The following is a 22,402-nucleotide window of genomic DNA, read 5'->3' as shown; positions in this document are numbered from 1 at the left end:
ACGCACCCCTCATCAGAAGAACCGCGGATCGTCGAAGGCACCGGACGCGACCAGGTAGACGTAGAAGTCGGCGAGCGCCACGCTCACCAGCGACGCCCAGGCGAGCAGCATGTGCCGGGCGTTGAGCTTCCCGACCCACTGCCACATCCGGTAGCGCACGGGATGCTTGGAGAAGTGCTTGAGCTTGCCGCCGACGATGTGCCGGCAGGAGTGGCAGGACAGCGTGTACGCCCAGATCAGCACGATGTTGACCAGGAACACGAGGGTGCCGAGGCCCATGTGGCCCCACTCGTAGTTCTCGTCGCGGAAGGCGAGCACGGTGTCGTAGCTGAGGATCCCGGCGACGAGGAGCGCGGCGTAGAAGAAGTACCGGTGGATGTTCTGGAGCACCAGCGGGAAGCGGGTCTCACCCGAGTACTTCCGGTGCGGCTCGGCCACCGCGCAGGCCGGCGGGGACGCCCAGAAGCCCCGGTAGTAGGCCTTGCGGTAGTAGTAGCAGGTCAGGCGGAAGCCGAGCGGGAAGATCAGGATGATGATCGCGGGGGAGATCCCCCACCAGCCGCCGAAGATCTCCCAGTTCGGGCCGGCCTTCATCGGCTCGCAGTTCTCCGCCAGGCAGGGGGAGTAGAAGGGCGAGACGTACGGCGCCGCGTAGTAGTCGGTGTTCGCGAAGGCCCGCCAGGTCGAGTAGACGATGAAGGCCAGCAGACCGGCGACCGTGCCGGCCGGGGCCAGCCACCAGCGGTCGGTGCGCAGGTGCGGGGCGTCGATCGCGGCGCGCGTACCCGCCCGTACGCCGCCGCTTCGGGGTTGGGGTTCTGTGGCGGGAGGTTCCGTACCAGTGGCCACTGTGACGACTCCGGTCGGTTCGGGGGAGGTGCCGGTCGTTCGACGCCCTCCCGGTCAGGGAGCGCGCCGGTCCCGGGCGCCGAGCCCCTCGTCGTCCGAGTCGACCCACAGCGCGGGGTCGTACGGCGCGTCCGAGATGGTGACGAGGTCGGGGCGCTTCGTAGCGGCCGGCGTGGCGGCGGCGTCGCGCAGCAGGGCGACGCTCTCACGCAGGTGGTTGGCGTCGGCACGGACGCGGCGCATCTCCAGGCCGCCGGTGCCGAGCTGCTTCTCCAGGCGTCCCAGCGAGCGGAACAGCTCGTCGAGACTGCGCTGGACTGACGTCAGTTCGTCGTGAACGGACATGACTTGCCCTCACTTCCACGGGTCCTTCGAGGCCCAAGGCGGCAACGTTCATGCGCCTGCGAGTGTTGCGCGTCACACCTTGTGCTGTGAAGGGATGTGCATCGATTGGCCGAGGCGTGCGGGTGCATCCTGCGATGCGCTGCGCCGCACGGGTGACTTCCCGCCCGTGACCGCCGTGTCGCTCTGTGTTGCCGAACCCTTTCCTCTTCAGTGGCGGCATACATCAGATGAACTCCAAATACCGCCAAAAGTGATCATAACGCCCGCGGCTTCCCGGAGGTAGCACAGATGTCCCAGCACGGCGTCGGCCCGCGCGCGGTCACGCGCTCGGTCGCCTTCCTCACCGCGGGTGTCCTCGCGGTGCCCGCGCTCGCCGGATGCGGCTCCGAGGACCCCGCGGGCAAGCCGCTCGCCGCGCCGGACATCCAGCCCGCGGGCCGCGACAAGATCGCCGACGGCGGCACCCTGCGCTGGGCCGTCGACTCGGTGCCCGACACCCTGAACACCTTCCAGTCGGACGCCGACGCCACGACCACCCGCGTCGCCCAGGCCGTCCTGCCGTCGATGTTCCGGATGAACGCCGGCGGCCGCCCCGAGCGCAACCCCGCCTACCTGGAGTCCGCCAAGGTCGTCGAGACGGAGCCCAAGCAGGTCGTCCTGTACAAGCTGAACCAGCAGGCCGTCTGGAGCGACGGCCGGGAGATCGGCGCCGCCGACTTCGCCGCCCAGTGGCGCGCCCTGTCCGGCAAGGACACCGCCTACTGGACCGCCCGCAACGCCGGTTACGACCGCATCCAGAAGATCGAGCGCGGGGACAACGCCCTGGAGGTCAGGGTCACCTTCGGCCGCCCCTACGCCGACTGGCGGTCGCTGTTCTCGCCGCTGTACCCGAAGGAGGTCATGGGCACCCCGGACTCCTTCAACGACGGGGCACGCAAGAAGCTCAAGGTCACCGCGGGTCCCTTCACGGTGAAGAAGGTCGACCGCGAGGACGACGAGATCACCCTCGCCCGCAACCCGCGCTGGTGGGGCGAGCCGGCCAAGCTCTCCGAGATCGTGCTGCGCACCGTGCCGCGTGACAAGCGGGCCGCCGAGCTGGCCGCAGGCACCCTCGACGTGGCCGAGATCGACCCCTCCGCGGCCCGTCGCATCACCGTCGCCGCCCGGCCCCGCGGCTCCAGCAGCCCCCTGATGGGCCCCGGCGCCGACCGTTCCGCCGCGGACGCCCTGCGCTCCGGGGCCGTCGCCAACGGCACCGACGAGGAGACCGTCGCCCGCAAGAGGCTGCGCAAGGCGGCCGCCAAGCACGCCCGGCAGCAACAGGCCCTGCGCGGCTTCGAGGTGCGCAAGTCCCTGGAACCCGCCTACACCCAGCTCGCCCTGAACGGCGCCGAGGGCCCGCTCGCCGACGAACGCGTCCGCAGGGCCGTCGCCCGCGCCCTGGACCGCAAGGAACTCGCCGAGGCCGTTCTCAAGCCCCTCGGCCTGCCCGCCACCCCGGTCGGCAGCCATCTGGCCCTCTCCGGCCAGGCCCACTACGCCGACAACAGCGGCGCCCTCGGCGGCCAGGACACCAAGGAGGCCCAGGCCCTGCTCGCGGACGCCGGGTGGGTGCGCGGCGGCCCCGTCAAGGAGCAGAAGAAGAAGGAGGGGGAGAAGGCGGCCGGAGCCGAGGGCGAGAAGGCCGGCGCTTCGAAGGAGGAGCCGGACGACGACGGCACCTACGTCCTCGGCGAGGAAAACGAGGACAACAAGGCGCACGGCCGGCAGGACCCCGCCGACCAACTCGCCCAGGACGGCAAGCAGCACAAGCAGCCGGCCCAGGGCGGCGCCCCCGGCGCGTACGCCCCCAAGGGCACCGCCGCCCCGGCGAACCGCGAGGCCGCCCCGCTCGCCAAGAACGGCAAGGCCCTCACGCTCCGCTTCGTGCTCCCCTCCGGGCCCGGCTCCCAGACGCTGCGCACGGTCGCCGACCGCATCTCCCGCATGCTGGAGCGCGTCGGCATCGGCACGAACATCTCCAAGGTCTCCGACGAGTCCTACTTCAAGGACCACATCGCGTCCGGCCAGTACGACCTCGCCCTCTACTCCTGGCCCGCCACCGCCTTCCCCGCCACCGACGCCCGTCCCGTCTACGCCAAGCCCGTCCCGGCCGCCGACGGCTCCCTGAACGTCGAGCAGAACTACACCCGCGTCGGCACCGACCAGGTCGACCAGCTCTTCGACGAGGCCGTGTCCACCCTCGACGAGGGCGAGTCCCGCTCCCTGATCCGCAAGGCCGACTCCCGCATCTGGGCCGCGGCCGGCTCCATCCCCCTCTTCCAGCGCCCCCAGCTCATCGCGGCCCGCAAGAACCTCGTGAACACCGGCGCCTTCGGCTTCGGCACCCCGGTCTACGAGGACATGGGCTTCCTGAAGAAGGGCGCGAAGCCGGCGTCGGGCCCGTCGGCGAAGGGATCGGCAGCCCCGTAGCTCTGGGAACGCTCAAACGCCTTGCCGTCCCCGCCCGGCGTCCGCACCATGGGATCAGCAGTGATCATGGTGCGGACGCCGGGCGGCCGTGCACGGGGGACGGGGGGCCTGCGGATGCGTGGCGCGGCACGGCGGGTCTGCGTGGCCGGGTTGGTCGTCGGGGCGTTGGTGACCGGACTGACCGCATGTACTGGGCAGACGGAAGGTGACGCCGCGGCGCGTGAGACCGGCAGGGCCGGAGCGAAGGCCTGCTCGAAGGGCACCTTCACCTGGTCCCACGTCACCACGCGAGACCGGCTGACCGGGGTCTCCGAGCCGGAGCGACTCGGCGCGGGCGGCGGCCCACTGCAAAACCCGATGCGGCGGGTGTACACCCCACGCCCCTCGGTACGCGCCGACGGACCGGCCCCGTCCGCCGCCGAGATCCTCTTCTCGTTCGGAAAGAAGACCGGCGAGATCGACTCCGACGCGCGCACCCTGGCGGAGGCCGGCGGGGACACCTGGGCGTTCACCGACGTCCGGCTCCCGGCCCCGGAACTCGACGACGACCGCGTCACGCCCCGAGCGGCGGGCGAGTTCGTCCAGTACGCCGGGGTGAGGGAAGTGTCGGCGGACTTCCGCTACACGTGCCCGGACGGCAGGACCGTCTCCGGGCACGCCCGGAACTGGACGGTCGACATCGGCGGCCTGATGGACTGCGAGGAGAAGGCCGACTCGACCTTGGCCCGCGAGGCGGCCCGGCACTCCTGCGGAACGGCGGCCCCCGGAAGGCCCGGGCACTGACGCCAAAGACTTCGAGATAGGGCCTGACCTGCGCCGACCCAGGCTGGCTAACCCCAGCGGCAGCGGACCCGTACCATGGGGTGAGGCCGTGGCATGTTGAGCCCGGCAGGGCCCGCGCACCACCGATGCACGCGCAGGGCATTCCTCACACTCCGGGAGTACGCCTTCTTATGGCCACGCGCCACGACATCCGCAACGTCGCCATCGTCGCCCACGTCGACCACGGCAAGACCACCATCGTCGACGGCATGCTGAAGCAGGCCGGCGCCTTCGCCGCGCACCAGCTCGAAGGCGTCGACGACCGCATGATGGACTCGAACGACCTGGAGCGTGAGAAGGGCATCACGATCCTGGCCAAGAACACGGCGGTGAAGTACCACCCGAAGGACGGGGGGGACGTCATCACCATCAACATCATCGACACCCCCGGCCACGCCGACTTCGGCGGCGAGGTGGAGCGCGGTCTGTCGATGGTGGACGGTGTCGTCCTGCTCGTGGACGCCTCCGAGGGCCCGCTCCCGCAGACCCGCTTCGTGCTGCGCAAGGCGCTCCAGCAGCGGCTGCCCGTGATCCTTTGCATCAACAAGACGGACCGCCCGGACTCCCGGATCGACGAGGTCGTCAACGAGACCTACGACCTCTTCCTCGACCTGGACGCCGACGAGGAGCAGATCGAGTTCCCGATCGTCTACGCCTGCGGCCGCGACGGCATCGCCTCGCTGACCAAGCCGGACAACGGCACGGTCCCGGCCGACTCCACCAGCCTGGAGCCGTTCTTCTCCACGATCCTGGAGCACATCCCGGCCCCGACCTACGACGAGGCCGCCCCGCTCCAGGCCCACGTCACCAACCTGGACGCCGACAACTTCCTCGGCCGTATCGCGCTGCTCCGCGTCGAGCAGGGCGAGCTGCGCAAGGGCCAGACGGTCGCGTGGATCAAGCGCGACGGCTCCGTCAGCAGCGTCCGCATCACCGAGCTGATGATGACCGAGGCGCTGACCCGCAAGCCGGCCGAGATGGCCGGCCCTGGTGACATCTGCGCGGTCGCCGGTATCCCGGACATCATGATCGGCGAGACCCTGGCCGACCCGGAGAACCCGGTCGCGCTGCCGCTGATCACGGTCGACCAGCCCGCGATCTCCATGGTCATCGGCACCAACACCTCCCCGCTGGTCGGCCGTGGCGCCACCGGCAAGGGCGCCGACAACAAGGCGGCCGTCAAGGACCGCAAGGTCACGGCCCGCCAGGTCAAGGACCGCCTCGACCGCGAGCTGATCGGTAACGTCAGCCTCCGCGTGCTCGACACCGAGCGGCCGGACGCCTGGGAGGTGCAGGGCCGCGGTGAGCTGGCGCTCGCCATCCTGGTCGAGACGATGCGCCGGGAAGGCTTCGAGCTGACCATCGGCAAGCCGCAGGTCGTCACCAAGGAGGTCGACGGCAAGGTCCACGAGCCGGTCGAGCGTATGACGATCGACGTGCCCGAGGAGCACATGGGCGCCGTCACGCAGCTCATGGGCGTCCGCAAGGGCCGCATGGACAACATGTCCAACCACGGCTCCGGCTGGGTCCGCATGGAGTTCGTCGTGCCCTCGCGCGGCCTCATCGGCTTCCGCACCGAGTTCCTGACCCAGACCCGCGGCACGGGCATCGGCCACTCCATCCACGAGGGCTTCGAGCCCTGGTTCGGCACCCTCCAGACCCGTAACAACGGCTCCCTGGTCGCCGACCGCTCCGGCGCCGTCACCGCGTTCGCGATGACCAACCTCCAGGAGCGCGGCGTGCTCTTCGTGGAGCCGGGCACCGAGGTGTACGAGGGCATGATCGTCGGCGAGAACTCCCGCGCTGACGACATGGACGTCAACATCACCAAGGAGAAGAAGCTCACCAACATGCGGTCGTCCTCGGCCGACTCGTTCGAGGCGATCGTCCCGCCGCGCAAGCTGTCGCTGGAGCAGTCCCTGGAGTTCTGCCGCGACGACGAGTGCGTCGAGGTCACCCCGGAGGCCGTGCGCATCCGCAAGGTGAACCTGGACGCCCGCGAGCGCGCCCGCGCCGCGAGCCGCGCCAAGCACGGCTGACGCCTGCCGCACGACGACGCGGGGCACCCCGCCTCGCGGGGTGCCCGGCGTCGTCGTGAAGCGGAGGGAACGAGAAGGCAAGGGTTAGGGAAAACCCTTGATTTGCCGGGGAGAGCCGTCCTTAGCGCCCCGTGCGCACTACCCTGCTGCGGAAGTGCCGCGCTCCGCCCGCGCACGGGCCCGTACAACGGCCCTGCGGCAGAGGCTTCTTGAGCGCGTGACACCCCTCGGTGGCACCCTGCACGGCGCCCACGGCAGGCGCAAGCGGTTTATCTCACTCTCGCGTCCGGAATACGGACACCCGCCACCGATAGATGTGTAACAAGTCCGTTTCGCAGGGATCTTTCACCAAACCCTTTGTCCGGATTTTGGAAGATGTATACGCGAGCTGTGATCGAACCGAGACCTCGAGAGTGTGGTTCGGCCCAGACGTTTGGCAGATAGTTAGGCGCGTAGAGCTCGGATGAACGGGTCACTCGCTGGAGGCGGCGCCGACTCACGAGCGCGGGGGCACCTGACGATTTCCGGCACCGGCGACGGGCGGTGGCGGTGGTCTGTCTGTGCTCCCTTTGCGGTGAACCAATGACTTCATAGGAGGAACCCATGCGCGGTGCCAAGAGCGCCAAGTGGGTCGCGGGGGCGATAGTTGTCGCTCTGGCCGCCACCGCCTGCGGCGGCGACAGTGATGGTGGGGACAAGAGCAAGGGTTCCGGCCCTGCGGGGTACGTCTCGATCGACGTCGGCGAGCCGCAGAAGCCGCTGATCCCGGCCGACACCAACGAGAACAACGGCTCGTACGTCATCCAGGCCCTCTTCACCCAGCTGCTGGACTTCGACGCCAAGGGCGAGATCGTCTACACGAACGCCGAGTCGGTCAGCTCCGAAGACTCCAAGACGTGGACGGTCAAGCTCAAGAAGGGCTGGAAGTTCCACAACGGCGAAGAGGTCACGTCCAAGTCGTACGTCGACGCTTGGAACTGGTACGCCAACATCAAGAACAACCAGCAGAACTCCTTCTGGTTCCAGGACATCAAGGGCTACGACGATGTCCACCCGGAGAAGGGCGACCCGAAGGCCGACACCATGTCCGGCCTGAAGATCGTGGACGACCACACCTTCACGATCGAGCTGAAGTACACGATGCCGTACTTCAACTACAAGCTGGGCTACACCACGTGGGCCCCGCTGCCCAAGGTCTTCTACGACGACCCGAAGGCCTTCGGCCAGAAGCCGGTCGGCAACGGTCCCTACGCCTTCGAGAAGTGGGACCACAAGAAGCTCATCCAGGTCAAGGCCTGGGATGACTACCAGGGCCCGAACAAGGCGAAGAACAAGGGCGTCCAGTTCAAGGCCTACACGACGCTCGAGGCCGCCTACAAGGACGTCGTCTCCGGCAACCTGGACATGATCCGCCAGGTCGGCCCGACGGACCTGCCGAAGTACAAGCAGGACCTGGGCGACGGCGCCATCGAGCAGCCGTACGCGGCCATCCAGACGCTGACCCCGGCGTTCTACTCCAAGACCTTCAAGGACATCGACCCGAAGGTCCTGCAGGGTCTGTCGATGGCGATCGACCGTGACACGATCACCAAGACGGTTCTGAACAACACCCGCACGCCGGCCAAGGGCTTCACGCCGCCGGGCGTCAAGGGCTACCAGAACCTGGACACCGACGTGTTCACGTACAACCCGGCGAAGGCCAAGCAGCTCATCAAGGAGGGTGGCGGCGTTCCGGGCAACAAGTTCACCATCCAGTACAACACCGATGGTGGGCACAAGGAGTGGGTGACCGCGGTCTGCGAGTCCATCCGCAAGGCCACCGGCGTCGACTGCGCCGGCGACCCGAAGCCGGACTTCGCCACGGACCTCGAGGCCCGTGACAACGACCAGGTGAAGGGCATGTACCGCGGTGGCTGGGTCGCCGACTACCCGGTCAACGCCAACTTCATGAAGGAGCTGTACCACACCACCGCCGAGGCCAACAACGGCAAGTTCTCCAACAAGGAGATCGACGGCCTGATGAACAAGGCCGACAACGCCAAGTCCGTCGACGAGTCGGTGAAGGCCTTCCAGGAGGTCGAGAAGAAGCTGGTCGAGCACATGCCGGCCATCCCGCTCTGGTACTACCGCATCAACGGCGGCCACGGTAAGAACGTCGACAACGTCAACGTCGACTTCCACGGTGACCTCGAAGTGTGGGGCGTCACCACCAAGTAAGAGGAGCCCTGCGGGCTCTTCCCACTCGGCCGTAAGCCCGCCGCCGCTCAGGTGGCGGTGGGAGGTGCGTGGGGCCGTCTCATCACCAGGAGACGGCCCCCGCACCTGCGTTAACCCATCACGGAGGCACCTATGGGGCGCTATGTCGCACGACGACTGCTCCAGATGATCCCGGTGTTCATCGGGTCAACCTTGCTCATCTTCTGCATGATGTACGCCCTGCCCGGCGACCCCGTCCGGGCGATGATGGGGGATCAGGCGTACGACCCGGCGGTGGTTGCGAGCATCAAGAAGGAACTCGGCCTCGATCAGCCGCTCCTTCAGCAGTACGTGAATTACATGACCGGGCTGCTGCAGGGCGACTTCGGTACCCAGATCGCCAGCCAGCGCCCCATCAAGGACATCATCCTCGACGCGTTCCCGGTGACGATCCGGCTGACGATCTTCGCCTTCACCTTCGTCACGCTGGTGGGCATCGGCCTCGGCATCGTCGCCGGCCTGCGCCCCGACACGCTGCGGGACCGCGGACTGCTGACGCTGACACTGTTCCTCGTCTCGATGCCGTCCTTCGTGCTGGGCTTCCTGCTGCAGTACCTGCTCGCGTTCAAGTGGGCGGTCACCACGCCCACGGTGACCGACTCGACGGACTTCTCCCAACTCGTGCTTCCCGCCACCGTGCTGGCGTCCCTGTCCCTCGCCTACGTCGCCCGGCTGACCCGCACGTCGGTCGCGGAGAACCTGCGTTCCGACTACATCCGCACCGCCGTGGCCAAGGGGCTGCCGCGCCGCCGTGTCATCGGTGTCCACCTGATGCGCAACTCGCTGATCCCGGTGGTCACCTTCCTCGGCATCGAGGTCGGCAACCTGATGACCGGGGCCATCGTGACCGAGGGCATCTTCAACGTGCGGGGCATCGGTATCGAGATCTACGAGGCGCTCAGCCGGCGTGAGGGCGCCACGGTCGTGGGAATCGCCTCGCTGATGGTGCTGATCTACCTCGCCGCCAGCCTGATCGTCGACCTGCTTTACGCGGTCCTGGACCCGAGGATCCGGTATGCCTGACAAGACCGTCGAAAAGAAGGTCGACGCCCTTCCCGGTGACACCGCGAGCACCGCGGGTGTGGTCGTGACCGACGCAGGCCCGGCTCCCGAGAAGGCGCGCAGCCTGTGGTCCGACGCCTGGCACGACCTGCGGCGCAACCCGCTGTTCCTGGTGTCGGCCGTGCTGATCGTGTTCCTGCTGGTGATGTCGATCTGGCCGGGCCTGTTCACCAGCGCCTCGCCGCGCGACGCCGATCTGGCCAAGCACTACCTGGGCAAGCCGAACTGGGGGCACTTCTTCGCTCCGGACTGGCTCGGCTACGACGTCCAGGGCCGTTCGATCTACGCGCGTGTCGTCCACGGTGCCCGGGCCTCGATCACCGTCGGTGTGGGTGTCACCATCGCCGTCACCATCATCGGCACGTTCATCGGCATGGTCGCCGGCTACTTCGGCGGCTGGACCGACACCCTGCTCTCGCGGCTGACCGACATCTTCCTCGGCATCCCGTTCCTGCTCGGCGCCCTGGTGGTGCTGAACTCCTTCGACAACCGCACCGTCTGGGTCGTCATCATGGCCCTCGCCTTCCTGGGCTGGACCCAGATCGCGCGTGTCGCCCGCGGTGCCGTGATCACCATCAAGCAGTCGGACTACGTGGTGGCCGCCAAGGCGCTCGGCGCCTCGACGTCCCGGATCCTGATCCGGCACATCCTGCCCAACGCACTCGCGCCCATCATCGTGGTGGCGACCATCGCGCTCGGCGGCTACATCGCCGCCGAAGCCACCCTGTCCTTCCTGGGCGTGGGTCTCGGTGACACGGCCGTGTCCTGGGGCGGCGACGTGGCGCGAGGCCGTGAGCAGCTCCGTATCGCCCCCCACACCCTGATCATTCCCTCGGTGATGGTCTCGATTACGGTGCTCTCGTTCCTGATGTTCGGCGATGCGGTACGCAACGCCCTCGACCCCAAGCTGCGCTGAGGGAGGCGTACGTGACCATCATCGATGAAATGGCCGAGAGTCCCGCACCGGACGGCTCACAGGACACGGGCCGCCCGCTGCTCGAAGTCCGCGACCTGCACGTGGAGTTCCGCACCCGGGACGGGGTCGCCAAGGCCGTCAACGGCGTCAACTACTCCGTCGCCGCAGGCGAGACGCTCGCCGTGCTCGGCGAGTCCGGCTCGGGCAAGTCCGTGACCGCTCAGGCGATCATGGGCATCCTCGACATGCCGCCCGGCAGCATCCCCAAGGGGGAGATCCTCTTCCGCGGCCAGGACATGCTGAAGATGTCCGGCGAAGAGCGCCGGAAGATCCGCGGCAGCAAGATCGCGATGATCTTCCAGGACGCGCTGTCCTCGCTGAACCCGGTGCTCTCCGTGGGCTACCAGCTCGGCGAGATGTTCCGCGTGCACCAGGGCATGTCCAAAAAGGACGCCAAGGCCAAGGCGATCGAGCTGATGGACCGGGTGAAGATCCCGGCCGCCGCGGACCGGGTGAACGACTACCCGCACCAGTTCTCGGGCGGTATGCGCCAGCGCATCATGATCGCGATGGCGCTCGCCCTGGAGCCGGACCTGATCATCGCCGACGAGCCCACCACGGCCCTCGACGTGACGGTCCAGGCCCAGGTCATGGACCTGCTCGCGGAGTTGCAGCGCGAGTACAACATGGGTCTGATCCTGATCACCCACGACCTCGGCGTGGTCGCCGATGTCGCGGACAAGATCGCCGTGATGTACGCGGGGCGCATCGTCGAGCGGGCCCCGGTCCACGAGCTGTACAAGCGCCCCGCGCACCCGTACACCAAGGGCCTGCTGCACTCGATCCCGCGCCTGGACCAGAAGGGCCAGGATCTGTACGCGATCAAGGGCCTGCCGCCCAACCTGCTGCGCATCCCGACCGGTTGCGCCTTCAACCCGCGGTGCCCCCAGGCCCAGGACATCTGCCGTACGGACGTCCCGGCCCTGCTCCCGGTCGCCGAGCGGGACGGCACCGAGCTGGCCGGCCGCGGCTCGGCCTGCCACTTCTGGAAGGAGACGATCCATGGCTGAGCTCAGCAAGACCGACGAGCCGCAGGACGCCACACCGAACGTCTCCGAGGTCGAGGTCGTCGACGCCGGCTCCGAGTCGGAGGCGGTCGCCGCGATCGAGGCGCCGGTCGAGCGGGGTGAGCCGATCCTCCAGGTGCGCAACCTGGTCAAGCACTTCCCGCTCACCCAGGGCATCCTGTTCAAGCGGCAGGTCGGCGCGGTCAAGGCCGTCGACGGCGTCTCCTTCGACCTCTACCAGGGGGAGACGCTGGGCATCGTGGGCGAGTCGGGCTGCGGCAAGTCCACGGTCGCCAAGCTCCTGATGACCCTGGAGCGGGCGACGGCCGGCGAGGTCTTCTACAAGGGCCAGGACATCACCAGGCTGTCCGGGCGCGCGCTGAAGGCGGTTCGCCGCAACATCCAGATGGTCTTCCAGGACCCGTACACCTCGCTCAACCCCCGTATGACGGTGGGCGACATCATCGGTGAGCCCTTCGACATCCACCCCGAGGTGGCCCCGAAGGGCGACCGGCGCCGCAAGGTGCAGGAGCTCCTGGACGTCGTCGGCCTCAACCCGGAGTACATCAACCGCTATCCGCACCAGTTCTCCGGCGGTCAGCGCCAGCGCATCGGCATCGCCCGCGGTCTGGCCCTGAACCCCGAGATCATCATCTGCGACGAGCCGGTGTCGGCCCTGGACGTGTCCGTCCAGGCCCAGGTCATCAACCTGATGGAGCGCCTTCAGGACGAGTTCAACCTCTCCTACGTCTTCATCGCCCACGACCTGTCGATCGTCCGGCACATCTCGGACCGGGTCGGTGTGATGTACCTCGGCAAGATGGCCGAGATCGGCACCGACGAGCAGATCTACGAGCACCCGACGCACCCGTACACCCAGGCGCTGCTGTCGGCGGTCCCGGTCCCCGACCCGGAGGCCCGCGCCCACCGTGAGCGGATCATCCTCACCGGCGACGTCCCGTCCCCGGCCAACCCGCCCTCGGGCTGCCGCTTCCGCACCCGCTGCTGGAAGGCCCAGGACAAGTGCGCCCAGGAGGTCCCGCTGCTCGCGGTCCCCGAGCGCTTCAAGGGCGAGGACACCCCGGCGGCCCACGAGTCGGCCTGCCACTTCGCCGAGGAGAAGGACGTCATCCACGCGGCCTGACGGACCTGTACGGCATCCCCTCCGGTTCCCGGCCCTTCTTGCCGAAGGCGCCGGGAACCGGCGTTCGAGGATCTGGATTGCTGCATCACATCGAACTCTGGGTCCCCGACCTTCCCAGAGCGACCCGCGAGTGGGGCTGGCTCCTGGGCCGCCTCGGCTACGAGCCATACCGGGAGTGGGAGCTCGGCCGTAGCTGGCGGTTCGGCCCGGTGTACCTCGTCGTGGAGCAGTCACCGGCGATGCGTGCCGCCGAGCACGACCGCACGCGGCCTGGCCTCAACCACCTGGCGTTCCACGCCGGGACACCGGCCGCGGTCGACGAGCTGGCTCACGAAGGCCCGGCACACGGCTGGGAGCCCCTGTTCCCCGACCGCTACCCCCACGCCGGAGGCCTCGGGCACTACGCCGCCTACCTCGCCAACACGGACGGGTTCGAGGTCGAGCTGGTGGCCGCCGAAGTACCCGCAAACCCCCACGAACCGCGTTAACACGCAGGCAACTTAGCCGACCCGGTCCCGATATACGGACGCGTCAGGCTGAACAGCGTACGGCCGTGCGGGTGCCGTAAACGGGCCGGGGCGCGCCATGTCGCCCCGGCCCGTTGCATGTTCAGGCGCCGGTGATCCCCAGGGACCGCTTCAGGAAGTCGACCTGGAGCAGCAGCAGGTTCTCCGCGACCTGTTCCTGTGGGGTGATGTGGGTGACCCCGGACAGTGGCAGCACCTCGTGCGGGCGGCCGGCGGCCAGGAGGGCCGAGGACAGGCGCAGGGCGTGGGCGACGACCACGTTGTCGTCGGCGAGGCCGTGCACGATCATCAGCGGGCGGTGCGGCTCGGCGGGGGAGGACAGGCCGTCCGCCGTGACGAGGGAGCTCTTCGCGTACGCGTCCGGGTGCTCGGCCGGGTTCCCCAGGTAGCGCTCCGTGTAGTGCGTGTCGTACAGGTGCCAGTCCGTCACCGGCGCGCCCGCGATTCCCGCGTGGAAGACGTCCGGCCGGCGCAGCACCGCGAGGCCGGCCAGCCAGCCGCCGAAGGACCAGCCGCGGATCGCCACCCGCGACAGATCCAGCGGAAACCTCTTCGCGAGGTCCTCCAGGGCCTCCACCTGGTCGTCCAGCGACAGCGTGAAGTCGTGGTGGATTCCCTTTTCCCAGGCGGGGGAGCGGCCCGGGGTGCCCCGGCCGTCCGCGACGACCACCGCGAATCCCTGGTCCGCGAACCACTGCGACGTGAGATGCGGGTTGTGGGCCGCGAAGACCCGCTGCCCGTGCGGCCCGCCGTACGGGTCCATGAGCACCGGGAGGGGGGTGTCACCGGCGTAGTCCCGAGGCATAAGCACGGCGCACGGGATGCGGCGTGCGCCCCCTTCGGTGAGCGTCACGCGGGGGGACATACCTGGATCTTCGGCATAGGAAGGGACAACAGCCGTCGGTTTCCCGTCGCGCAGTACCCGCACCCGCGTACCTGGCCGGTCCAGCGTCGCCGAGACCAGAACCGTCACGTCCCCGGCCCGCGCCGCCGAGTGCACGCCAGGCTCCTGCGACACCCGCTCCACGCCCAGCTCGTTCACCCGGTACACATGCACCTGGCCCGTCTCCGCCTCGGCGGCCTCCTCGCCCGCCGACGCGGAGACCAGCACGTCGTCGTCGGAGACGTCCAGCACGGCCCGCATGTGCAACTGCGCTCCCGTGAGCGGCCGGTCCCCGACCGCCAGCACCCGCGCACCGCCCTCGTCCGCGATCCGCACCAGCTGCCCGGCCGGGCTCCAGCACGGCACCCCGGGGAAAAGATCAAGCCATGTTCGATCTTCATCGGCGTGCACCATCCGGGTCGCGCCCGACTCCGGGTCCACCGCGAGAATCAGCTGGCTGCGCTGGTCGCGCGCCTGTACGAGCAGCAGCGGCGCGCCCGCCGCTGACCAGTGCACACGCGCCAGATACGGGTACCGCGCCCGGTCCCAGGCGACCTCCGTGCGCACGCCGTCCAGGCCGATCACGAACAGCCGTACGTCCGCGTTGCCGGTGCCCGCCGCCGGATACGCCACCCGCTGCGGCTCGCGTTCCGGATGGGCGGGATCGGAGATCCACCACCGGTCCACCGGCGTGTCGTCCGCGCGCGCCACGAGCAGCCGGTCCGACTCCGGGGCCCACCAGAAGCCGCGCGACCGCCCCATCTCCTCGGCCGCGATGAACTCGGCCAGTCCATATGAGACATTCTCCGACTCCGGCTCGGCGAGCGCCCGGTCGTCGTCCCCCTCCGCGCCCACGACCCGCAGCTCGCCCCGCGCGACGTAGGCGACATACCGCCCGTCGGGCGACGGACGCGGGTCGATCACCGGCCCGGGCGTGGTCAGACCACGCGCCGTCCCGGCCCGCAGCTCAGCCGTGAAGAGCCGCCCTGACAAGGCGAAAGAGGCCAACTCGACGGCCGCGTCGGTGGCGTACCCGACGATGCCGGCGCCACCCTCCCGGCTGCGTTCACGCCGGGCGCGTTCCTCGGGCGAGAGGTCCTCCGAGGCGCCGCCCAGCAGGGCGCGCGGGTCCGCTGCCACGCGCTCCCCGCCCTCCTCCATGTCGAGGACCCACAGCGAGTTCGCCCGGTCCGTACCGGAACCGGAGCGCAGGAACACGACACGCGAACCGTCGGGCGCCACGGTGAACGAACGCGGCGCGCCGAGCGTGAAGCGCTGGGTACGGGCGTGCCGTCGGGGGAAGGAGTCAGGCTCGGTCGTCATGCCCTGACCATATTGGCCATGCGCCCCCTTGTGCGGCCGTGCGCCGATCGATGCGCACGGACGGATAGTTATGATCAATGTCGCATAGTGGGTATGAACCTGCTGGCTGCTGTACGGATTTGATGCCCCCATAGTCCGACCCCCCTGCCCTCGTGGATCTTTGGAGGTGAGCCGCCGTGGCACTCTCGATTTCGGCGGTGGTGCTGCTGGCGATCATCGTCTTCTTGCTGATCAAGAAGTCGGGACTGAAGGCGGGGCATGCGATCGTCTGCATGCTGCTCGGCTTCTACCTCGCCTCCTCGACCGTGGCTCCCACGATCAACGAGCTGACGACGAACATCGCGGGCATGATCGGCAGCATCAAGTTCTGACCTCCCGGTCAGCGCGTACGGCCTCGTAGGGCGGGGTCGTGAGACCTCGTAGGGTGGGCTCCATGACGGAACTGCCCGACCGGCGTCTGCTGCTGGTGCACGCGCACCCGGACGACGAGTCGATCAACAACGGCGCGACCATGGCCAGGTACGCGGCCGAGGGTGCCCACGTCACCCTGGTCACCTGCACCCTCGGCGAACGCGGCGAGGTCATCCCGCCGGAGCTGGCGCACCTGACCGGCCCCGCCCTGGGCCAGCACCGCCGCCGGGAGCTCACCGCCGCCATGGCCGAGCTCGGCGTCCATGACTTCCGCCTGCTGGGCGGCGCCGGACGCTACAGCGACTCCGGGATGATGGGCCTGCCCGACAACGACGACCCCGCCTGCTTCTGGCAGGCCGACGTCGACGAGGCCGCCGCACACCTCCTCGAGGTGATCCGGGAGGTACGCCCCCAGGTCCTCGTCACCTACGACGACAACGGCGGCTACGGCCACCCCGACCACATCCAGGCCCACCGCGTCGCCATGCGGGCCGCCGAGCTGTCCGCCGAGGCCGGCCGGCCGATCCCGAAGGTCTACTGGAACCGGGCCCCCCGGTCCGTTGTGGAGCAGTCCTTCGCGCGGCTCCGGGAGGACCTGCCCGGCCTCCCCTTCGCCAAGGCGGCCGACGTCGCCGACGTACCGGGCGTCGTGGCCGACGAGCGGATCACCACCGCCGTCGACGGCACCGCGCACGCCGCCGCCAAGGCCGCCGCGATGCGCGCCCACGCCACCCAGATCACCGTGTCCGGGCCGTACTTCGTCCTCTCCAACGAACTCGCCCAGCCGATCCTCACGACCGAGTACTACGAGCTGGTGCGGGGCGAGCGGGGATCCGGCGAGCGGGAGACGGACCTGTTCGCCGGTGTCGAGGAGATCTCATGAGCGACCGGAGCCCGATGCTCGCCCAGCCGATGCGGCCGCCCTCCGCCGGACGGATCACCGCCTGTGCCGGGTTCTTCCTGCTCGGGGCCGTGGTCGGCGCGGCCGGGGCGCTGGTGCAGCCCGGGTGGTTCCCGGGCGGACTGCTGCTCGCCCTCGCCGGAGAGGCCGGGCTCGTCCTCGGCGCCGCGCGCGTCACCCGCGGTCGGTCCGGGGGCGTCGCGGCGGCCGCCGGCTGGATGCTCGCCGTCGTCCTGCTCACCGCCAGCCGCCCGGAGGGCGACTTCCTCTTCGCGGCGGGCGCCGGCTCCTATCTCTTCCTGCTCGGGGGCATCGGAGTAGCTGTGATCTGCGCCACCCTCGCTCCGAGGCGGCAACCGGACGGGGACCCCGTCCGACTTGGGAAGTGACGTACCACTTCGCCAGGACGCGCCCGTGGGGGTCCGGTGTGACTTTCCCCAGCGGTCCTGAGATACGGGTGAGAAGTGGCCAGTATGGTGGTGCGCGCCGCCGAGCTGCCCGCGTGAGGTTGTGTCGGGCGGCGGAGCCAACCGGGAGAACCTGCCTTGAGTCGTGAAACTGACACTCCGTCCTCCGGGCCCAACGGGCGCGGCGGAGCCGCCTACCCGTCGGGCACGCCGCCGTACGGGATCCCGGCGGTCTCCGACAGCGGTACGGAAGCGGGCCGTTCGGCCACGCGGCCGGAGGAACGCAAGACCGAGACCACGCTGACGACCCGGATCCGGATCAACATCCCCGGGTCACGGCCCATTCCGCCCGTGGTGGTGCGCAAGCCCGTCGCGGACGCGGCGGGCTCCGGTGACACCGGTACCGGTTCGGGCGCCGGCGCGGGCAACGACGCGACGGCTCCGGGCACCGCCACGCCCGGGGGCACCGGCACCGTCGAGTCTCCGGCCGAGCCCGGCCAGTCCGCCCAGTCCGGCGATGACAAGCCGACCAGCGACTGGTTCGCGCCCCGCAAGTCCGGCTCGGGCAAGCCCGGTCAGGGGAGCGGCTCCACCAACGGGGCCGGTCTGCCGGGCGGTTCGGGTCCGGCGTCGGGTGGTTCCGGTGCGGGTGGCCCGGGTGCCGCCGGCACCGGCTCGCGCGGCCCCGCCGCGGGCGGCTCCGGTGCCGGGCGGCCCGGAGGCGTGGTCGGTTCCATGAGCAGGCCGGGCGGATCCCGGTCCGGCGGCACGAACGGCGCGGGGCTCCCCGGCGGCGCGACCGGCGGCCCCGTCGCGCCCGGGCACGGCGGCGGCACGGGCTCCTTCGACGTCACCGAGGCCCTGGCGGCGGGCCCGCTCGGCAACGGCTCGCGTCCCGGCCCGGGCACTGACGGCGGCGAGACGCGCCGCGACGACCTGCCGTACTTCTCGGAGAACGACCGCCTCGGGGGCCAGAACGGTCAGGGCGGCTACGGCGGCCAGGGCGCGGCCGGCGGCCTCGGCGACGCGGGTGACCCCGGCATACAGGGCCCGGTCGGCCCGACCGGCGGTCCGGTCACCGGGGACGGCCCGATGATCCCTCCGGCGGGCGGCCCCGGCGGACCGGGCGGCTTCAACGAACAGGGCGGTCCCGGCGGGCCCGGCGCTTTCGATGAGCCGGGTGCTCCTGGTGGTCCCGGTGGCCCCGGCGCGTTCAACGAGCCCGGTGGCCCCGGCGGGCCTGGCGGCTTCAGCGAGCCTGGTCGCTCCGGCGGCCCGGGCGCCTTCAGCGAGCCTGGCGGCCCTGGCGCTCCCGGCGGTTTCAACGAGCGCGGCCGCTCCGGCGGCCCCGGCAGCTTCAACGATCAGGGCGGCCCCGGCGCCTTCAACGACCCCGGCCGGCCGGGAGGCCCCGGCGGACCTGCCGGTCCCGGAGCCATAGGCGGCCCCGCCGGCACGGGCGGACCCGCCAGTGCGGCCAACCCCGCAGGTCCCGGAGGCCCCGGTGGTAAGGGCAAGCCCGGCGCTCCTGGCGGCCCCGGCACCCCTTCGGGTCCCGGTGGCCCCGGCCCCCTCGGCGGCGCTCCCGGCGCTGCCGCCCCCACCGGCCACGGCCCCGGCGGCGGGATGAGCGACGACACCGCGATCCTCACCCCGCAGAAGCCGGCCCCGGAGCCGCCGGACGGCCAGGGCTACGGTCCCCGGCACGACAACGTCTCCGGCCACACCGTCACCAGCGGCATCCCGGTCGTACCGCCCGGCGCGGCCTCGCCGTTCGGCCCGGGCGCGCCCGGCGACGGCCCGGCGCCCCACACGGCCCCGAAGCTGCCCGAGCCGGTCTCCCCGCCCCCGGCGAGCTCCTCGAAGGCGCCGAAGAAGAAGGGGCGCAACAAGCTCGTGCTGCTTGCCGCCGCCGTGGTGGTGGCCGCCGGTGGCGTCTACGGCGCCGGCCTGCTGATGAACCGCACCGACGTGCCCAAGGGCACCTCCGTGCTCGGCGTCGACATCGGCGGCACGACCCGTGACGGGGCGGTCAAGAAGCTCGACGACGCCTTCGACGACCGCGTGGGCAAGCCGCTGAAGCTGTCGGTGGACGGCAAGACCGTCTCCCTCGACCCGGACAACGCGGGCCTCCAGTTCGACATGGACGCCACGGCCGACTCGGCGGCGAAGAGCGACTACAACCCGGTCTCCGTGATCAGCTCGCTGTTCGGCAGCCACCGGGTCGTCAAGCCCGTCATGCCCGTCGACGAGGAGAAGCTGCACGCCTCCCTGGAGGACGCCGCGGGCGGCTCCGGCTCGGCGAGCGACGGCACCATCAAGTTCGAGGGCGGCAAGGCCGTCCCCGTGTACGGCAAGGTGGGCAAGGGCATCGACGTCGCCAAGTCGACGGCGGCGGTGGAGGAGGCATACCGCTCCCAGGTGGAGACCGGCACGGCCGGCACGGTGAACCTCCCGACCACCACCCGGCAGCCGACGGTCTCGAACGCCGAGGTCGACCGGATGCTGAAGGAGTTCGCGCAGCCCGCGATGTCCGACCTCGCCACCGTTCGCACGGACGCGGCGCACAGCATCGACTTCGGCCCCGTGTCCCTGCCGAAGATCCTCGGTTTCAAGGCCGTCGACGGCAAGCTGGTGGACACGTACGACCTCAAGGCGCTCCGGGAGGCGTACGGCACCACCTTCCAGGGCGTGCAGATCGAGGGCGCCAGCGGCAAGCGGGACGTCACGCCACAGGACGTCGTCAGCGCGCTGCGCAAGGCCCTGCGCGGCAAGACGCCGGCGGAGCGCGTCGGAGTCATCGACACCAAGCCGAACTGACCTCCGGCCGCCCGGCCGCACGAAGCCCCCGCCCACTCCGGGCGGGGGCTTTCGTCGCTGTCACCCGAGAGGCATGACAATAGTCATCTCAGGGCGCGGGGAACTGCGCGACCAGCCACAACACACCCGTACCCGCCCGACGACGCAAAGCTCCACGGCGCGAAGGCGTCAGTTGAGCATCGCCCGGGCCGCGTGAGCCTCCCCCCGCACCCGCTCAGCGGCCCCCTCGTCCACCGCCCCCACCACTTCCGCGTAGGCCTCCAACTCCACGGCTCCGCCCAGGAAATCCCCCCGCCCCACCAGCAACTGCGCCCGCTCGTACCGCAGCCGAGCCGGATGCGAGGGCAGCAACAACGACAACTCGACCGCCCACAACGCCACGTCCGACCGCTCCGGCCGCGCCGCCGCCCACGCCCGCACGTTGTTGAGGATCCGCAGTACGACATCCAGTGGATCGGCCGGCCGCAGCATCGACGGGTCAAGGTGCGTGCCGATCGCCCCGGCGACCAGCATCTCGGCGTCCGCCCCCGTCAGCACCCGCCCCCCGTCGAACGGATCGGCCAGCACCTGCCCCTCGTCAGGCCCGAAGCCGACCACGAAATGCCCCGGCAGAGCCACCCCGTACACCGGCGCCCCGGCCCGCCGGGCCACCTCCATCCACACCACGGACAGCAGGATCGGCAGCCCGCGGCGCCGCACCAGCACCTCGTGCAGCAGCGACGACTCCAGACGCTGGTAGTCGGCCGGACTGCCGTGGAAGCCCATCCGGTCCCCGAGCAGCTCCCGCAAGGCGACCGCCCATGCCCGCGGCCCCCCGGGGCGGTACGGCAGCAGCCCGGCCAGCCGGTCCAGCTCGACCTGCGCGGTGTCCAGGCCCGCCTCGTCCAGCGCGCCGTCCGCCTCCGCGCCCACCAGCAGGCACAGCGTCGACAGATCGGGCCGCTCGGACCGGGCTTCTTCGGCGAACCGCCGCCGCAGCTCGGCGGAACGCTCGGGGGGCGGGGGATACGGGGGACGCATAGCTGGCTCGTGCCCTCTCACGACGATCGGTTACCGGCCGGAGTCGCGGTCGTCCGGCTCCCGGTAGTGGTGGTAGGCGTGGTGCGCGGCGAAACCCATTCCGGCGTACAACGCCCGCGCTCCCTCATTCTCGTCCTCGACCTGGAGCCACGCGGCCGACGCGCCCTCGTCGAGTGCCCGCCGGGCCAGCGCCGCCATCACGGCCGTGCCCAGCCCCTGCCGCCGCAGATCCGGATCGACCTCGACGGCGGCGAACCCGGCCCAGCGCCCGTCGACGACACATCGCCCGATGGCGGCCGGAGCGGCCCCCTCCGAACCGGGCACGGTCACGAACCACACCGAAGGCCCTCCCCCCAGCACGCGCAGCGCGACCTCGCTCACGCCCTTGCGCTGGTACCGGGCCAGCCACGCCTCGTCGGCCTCCCGGGACAGCGCCACCCCCGACGGCTCGGCGAGGTCGGCCACCGGCGCCAGCGGCCCGACCCACATCCCGGCGGTCACCTCCCGCACCCAGCCCCGCGCCTCCAGCTCCGCGCACAGCAGCTCCTGCGTGCCCTCGGCACCGGTCGCGGTCTGGACGTAGGCGGGCAGGCCGCGCTCGCCGTACCACCGCCGGACGGCGTCGAGAGCCTCGTCCAGGGACACGCCCGGGTCACCGAGCGGCAGCACGGAATTCGCCCGGCGCGTGAACCCGGACGCGGCCCTCAGCTCCCAGTCCCCGAGCCGCTCGCTCTCCACGGGCCGCCAGGCCCGCGCGGCGACCCGGGCCAGCTCCTCGTAGGAGGCGGCCGGACCGCGGCGACGCGCCGGAGCGGCGGGCACGACCTTGCCCGCGACCAGCGTGGATTCCGCGATGCGGACGCTCTCGCCGCCCTTGCGTGTGATCAGCAACACACCTTTGTCCCATGATGTGAGAACTCCGACCGTGTCGGTGAACTTCTCACCCGGAGCCGCATGTTCGATCATGCTCCGTACGGAGACCCGTTTGCCCACGTCAGCAGCGGTGATACGGACCTCGAGTCGCCCGGCGGCAGAGATTTCCACTGGTCAGTTCACCCCTCCTGTTCGGATCATGCCCAGGAACGGAGATACTAGAGGCGGGCATCGACGACGCCGCGCTCCCGCGCGCCAGGCGGCG

18 protein-coding genes are annotated in these 22,402 nt (G+C 70.3%); 13 read left to right on the top strand and 5 right to left on the bottom strand.

The window, feature by feature from the left end:
- Positions 1-12: 12 nt before the first annotated feature.
- Positions 13-849 carry a hypothetical protein gene (locus tag QC385_RS27860; protein WP_279544131.1) on the bottom strand — a complete coding sequence of 279 codons (837 nt, stop codon included), beginning with the start codon at positions 847-849 and terminating at the stop codon, positions 13-15.
- 54 nt (positions 850-903) lie between these two features.
- Positions 904-1,194, bottom strand: coding sequence for a hypothetical protein (locus QC385_RS27855; protein ID WP_279544130.1), 291 nt, complete (start codon positions 1,192-1,194; stop codon positions 904-906).
- A gap of 288 nt (positions 1,195-1,482) precedes the next feature.
- Between QC385_RS27855 and QC385_RS27850 the strand changes: the two genes are divergently transcribed.
- The 9 genes from QC385_RS27850 to QC385_RS27810 all read left to right on the top strand — a co-directional run bounded on the left by QC385_RS27850 (position 1,483) and on the right by QC385_RS27810 (position 13,460).
- On the top strand, positions 1,483-3,666 hold the full coding sequence (locus QC385_RS27850) for an ABC transporter family substrate-binding protein (protein ID WP_279544129.1): 2,184 nt from the start codon (positions 1,483-1,485) through the stop codon (positions 3,664-3,666).
- A 114-nt stretch (positions 3,667-3,780) separates the two neighbouring features.
- Positions 3,781-4,449 carry a hypothetical protein gene (locus QC385_RS27845; protein ID WP_279544128.1) on the top strand — a complete coding sequence of 223 codons (669 nt, stop codon included), beginning with the start codon at positions 3,781-3,783 and terminating at the stop codon, positions 4,447-4,449.
- 170 nt (positions 4,450-4,619) lie between these two features.
- The gene (gene typA, locus QC385_RS27840) at positions 4,620-6,527 is read left to right on the top strand and encodes a translational GTPase TypA (RefSeq protein WP_279544127.1); all 1,908 of its coding nucleotides are present in this window, start codon (positions 4,620-4,622) and stop codon (positions 6,525-6,527) included.
- A 603-nt stretch (positions 6,528-7,130) separates the two neighbouring features.
- The gene (locus tag QC385_RS27835) at positions 7,131-8,744 is read left to right on the top strand and encodes a peptide ABC transporter substrate-binding protein (protein WP_279544126.1); all 1,614 of its coding nucleotides are present in this window, start codon (positions 7,131-7,133) and stop codon (positions 8,742-8,744) included.
- Positions 8,745-8,876: 132 nt separating this feature from the next.
- On the top strand, positions 8,877-9,806 hold the full coding sequence (locus QC385_RS27830) for an ABC transporter permease (protein ID WP_279544125.1): 930 nt from the start codon (positions 8,877-8,879) through the stop codon (positions 9,804-9,806).
- Positions 9,799-10,761 carry an ABC transporter permease gene (locus tag QC385_RS27825; protein ID WP_279544124.1) on the top strand — a complete coding sequence of 321 codons (963 nt, stop codon included), beginning with the start codon at positions 9,799-9,801 and terminating at the stop codon, positions 10,759-10,761. The genes QC385_RS27830 and QC385_RS27825 overlap by 8 nt, the downstream gene beginning before the upstream one ends.
- 29 nt (positions 10,762-10,790) lie before the next feature.
- The gene (locus QC385_RS27820) at positions 10,791-11,831 is read left to right on the top strand and encodes an ABC transporter ATP-binding protein (RefSeq protein WP_279544280.1); all 1,041 of its coding nucleotides are present in this window, start codon (positions 10,791-10,793) and stop codon (positions 11,829-11,831) included.
- Entirely contained in the window at positions 11,824-12,972 is a 1,149-nt protein-coding gene (locus tag QC385_RS27815) for an ABC transporter ATP-binding protein (protein WP_279544123.1), read from the top strand. The genes QC385_RS27820 and QC385_RS27815 overlap by 8 nt, the downstream gene beginning before the upstream one ends.
- A gap of 77 nt (positions 12,973-13,049) precedes the next feature.
- Positions 13,050-13,460: a VOC family protein gene (locus QC385_RS27810; RefSeq protein WP_279544122.1), complete on the top strand. Its 411-nt coding sequence runs from the start codon at positions 13,050-13,052 to the stop codon at positions 13,458-13,460.
- 121 nt (positions 13,461-13,581) lie between these two features.
- On the opposite strand, the gene QC385_RS27805 is transcribed toward QC385_RS27810, so the two are convergent.
- Complete coding sequence (locus QC385_RS27805; protein ID WP_279544121.1) at positions 13,582-15,705, bottom strand: S9 family peptidase; 2,124 nt, start codon at positions 15,703-15,705, stop codon at positions 13,582-13,584.
- Between the two features lie 176 nt (positions 15,706-15,881).
- Between QC385_RS27805 and QC385_RS27800 the strand changes: the two genes are divergently transcribed.
- The 4 genes from QC385_RS27800 to QC385_RS27785 all read left to right on the top strand — a co-directional run bounded on the left by QC385_RS27800 (position 15,882) and on the right by QC385_RS27785 (position 20,244).
- The gene (locus QC385_RS27800) at positions 15,882-16,076 is read left to right on the top strand and encodes a hypothetical protein (protein WP_030842840.1); all 195 of its coding nucleotides are present in this window, start codon (positions 15,882-15,884) and stop codon (positions 16,074-16,076) included.
- Between the two features lie 62 nt (positions 16,077-16,138).
- Positions 16,139-16,999, top strand: coding sequence for an N-acetyl-1-D-myo-inositol-2-amino-2-deoxy-alpha-D-glucopyranoside deacetylase (gene mshB / locus QC385_RS27795; protein ID WP_279544120.1), 861 nt, complete (start codon positions 16,139-16,141; stop codon positions 16,997-16,999).
- Complete coding sequence (locus tag QC385_RS27790) at positions 16,996-17,406, top strand: DUF6113 family protein (protein WP_150482852.1); 411 nt, start codon at positions 16,996-16,998, stop codon at positions 17,404-17,406. Before mshB ends, QC385_RS27790 begins: the two co-directional genes overlap by 4 nt.
- A gap of 156 nt (positions 17,407-17,562) precedes the next feature.
- Positions 17,563-20,244 carry a hypothetical protein gene (locus QC385_RS27785; RefSeq protein ID WP_279544118.1) on the top strand — a complete coding sequence of 894 codons (2,682 nt, stop codon included), beginning with the start codon at positions 17,563-17,565 and terminating at the stop codon, positions 20,242-20,244.
- A gap of 168 nt (positions 20,245-20,412) precedes the next feature.
- Here the strand turns inward: QC385_RS27785 and QC385_RS27780 are convergent, their stop codons facing one another.
- Together QC385_RS27780 and QC385_RS27775 are read right to left on the bottom strand one after the other, a co-directional pair.
- Positions 20,413-21,264 carry a transglutaminase-like domain-containing protein gene (locus QC385_RS27780; protein WP_279544117.1) on the bottom strand — a complete coding sequence of 284 codons (852 nt, stop codon included), beginning with the start codon at positions 21,262-21,264 and terminating at the stop codon, positions 20,413-20,415.
- Positions 21,265-21,294: 30 nt separating this feature from the next.
- The gene (locus QC385_RS27775) at positions 21,295-22,308 is read right to left on the bottom strand and encodes a GNAT family N-acetyltransferase (RefSeq protein WP_279544116.1); all 1,014 of its coding nucleotides are present in this window, start codon (positions 22,306-22,308) and stop codon (positions 21,295-21,297) included.
- Positions 22,309-22,402 lie beyond the last annotated feature (94 nt).

Source organism: Streptomyces sp. DH10, assembly GCF_029813805.1.
GTDB lineage: Bacteria > Actinomycetota > Actinomycetes > Streptomycetales > Streptomycetaceae > Streptomyces > Streptomyces coeruleofuscus.
Note: the sequence above shows the minus strand (reverse complement) of the source record. Positions and strands in the feature narration are given on the sequence as shown.

What these genes read in the sequence shown, in the direction of transcription:
- QC385_RS27855 (WP_279544130.1), bottom strand. Translation starts at nt 1,194, where the DNA reads ATGTCCGTTCACGACGAACTGACGTCAGTCCAGCGCAGTCTCGACGAG.
- QC385_RS27850 (WP_279544129.1), top strand. Translation starts at nt 1,483, where the DNA reads ATGTCCCAGCACGGCGTCGGCCCGCGCGCGGTCACGCGCTCGGTCGCC.
- QC385_RS27845 (WP_279544128.1), top strand. Translation starts at nt 3,781, where the DNA reads ATGCGTGGCGCGGCACGGCGGGTCTGCGTGGCCGGGTTGGTCGTCGGG.
- typA (WP_279544127.1), top strand. Translation starts at nt 4,620, where the DNA reads ATGGCCACGCGCCACGACATCCGCAACGTCGCCATCGTCGCCCACGTC.
- QC385_RS27835 (WP_279544126.1), top strand. Translation starts at nt 7,131, where the DNA reads ATGCGCGGTGCCAAGAGCGCCAAGTGGGTCGCGGGGGCGATAGTTGTC.
- QC385_RS27830 (WP_279544125.1), top strand. Translation starts at nt 8,877, where the DNA reads ATGGGGCGCTATGTCGCACGACGACTGCTCCAGATGATCCCGGTGTTC.
- QC385_RS27825 (WP_279544124.1), top strand. Translation starts at nt 9,799, where the DNA reads ATGCCTGACAAGACCGTCGAAAAGAAGGTCGACGCCCTTCCCGGTGAC.
- QC385_RS27820 (WP_279544280.1), top strand. Translation starts at nt 10,791, where the DNA reads ATGGCCGAGAGTCCCGCACCGGACGGCTCACAGGACACGGGCCGCCCG.
- QC385_RS27815 (WP_279544123.1), top strand. Translation starts at nt 11,824, where the DNA reads ATGGCTGAGCTCAGCAAGACCGACGAGCCGCAGGACGCCACACCGAAC.
- QC385_RS27805 (WP_279544121.1), bottom strand. Translation starts at nt 15,705, where the DNA reads ATGACGACCGAGCCTGACTCCTTCCCCCGACGGCACGCCCGTACCCAG.
- mshB (WP_279544120.1), top strand. Translation starts at nt 16,139, where the DNA reads ATGACGGAACTGCCCGACCGGCGTCTGCTGCTGGTGCACGCGCACCCG.
- QC385_RS27790 (WP_150482852.1), top strand. Translation starts at nt 16,996, where the DNA reads ATGAGCGACCGGAGCCCGATGCTCGCCCAGCCGATGCGGCCGCCCTCC.
- QC385_RS27780 (WP_279544117.1), bottom strand. Translation starts at nt 21,264, where the DNA reads ATGCGTCCCCCGTATCCCCCGCCCCCCGAGCGTTCCGCCGAGCTGCGG.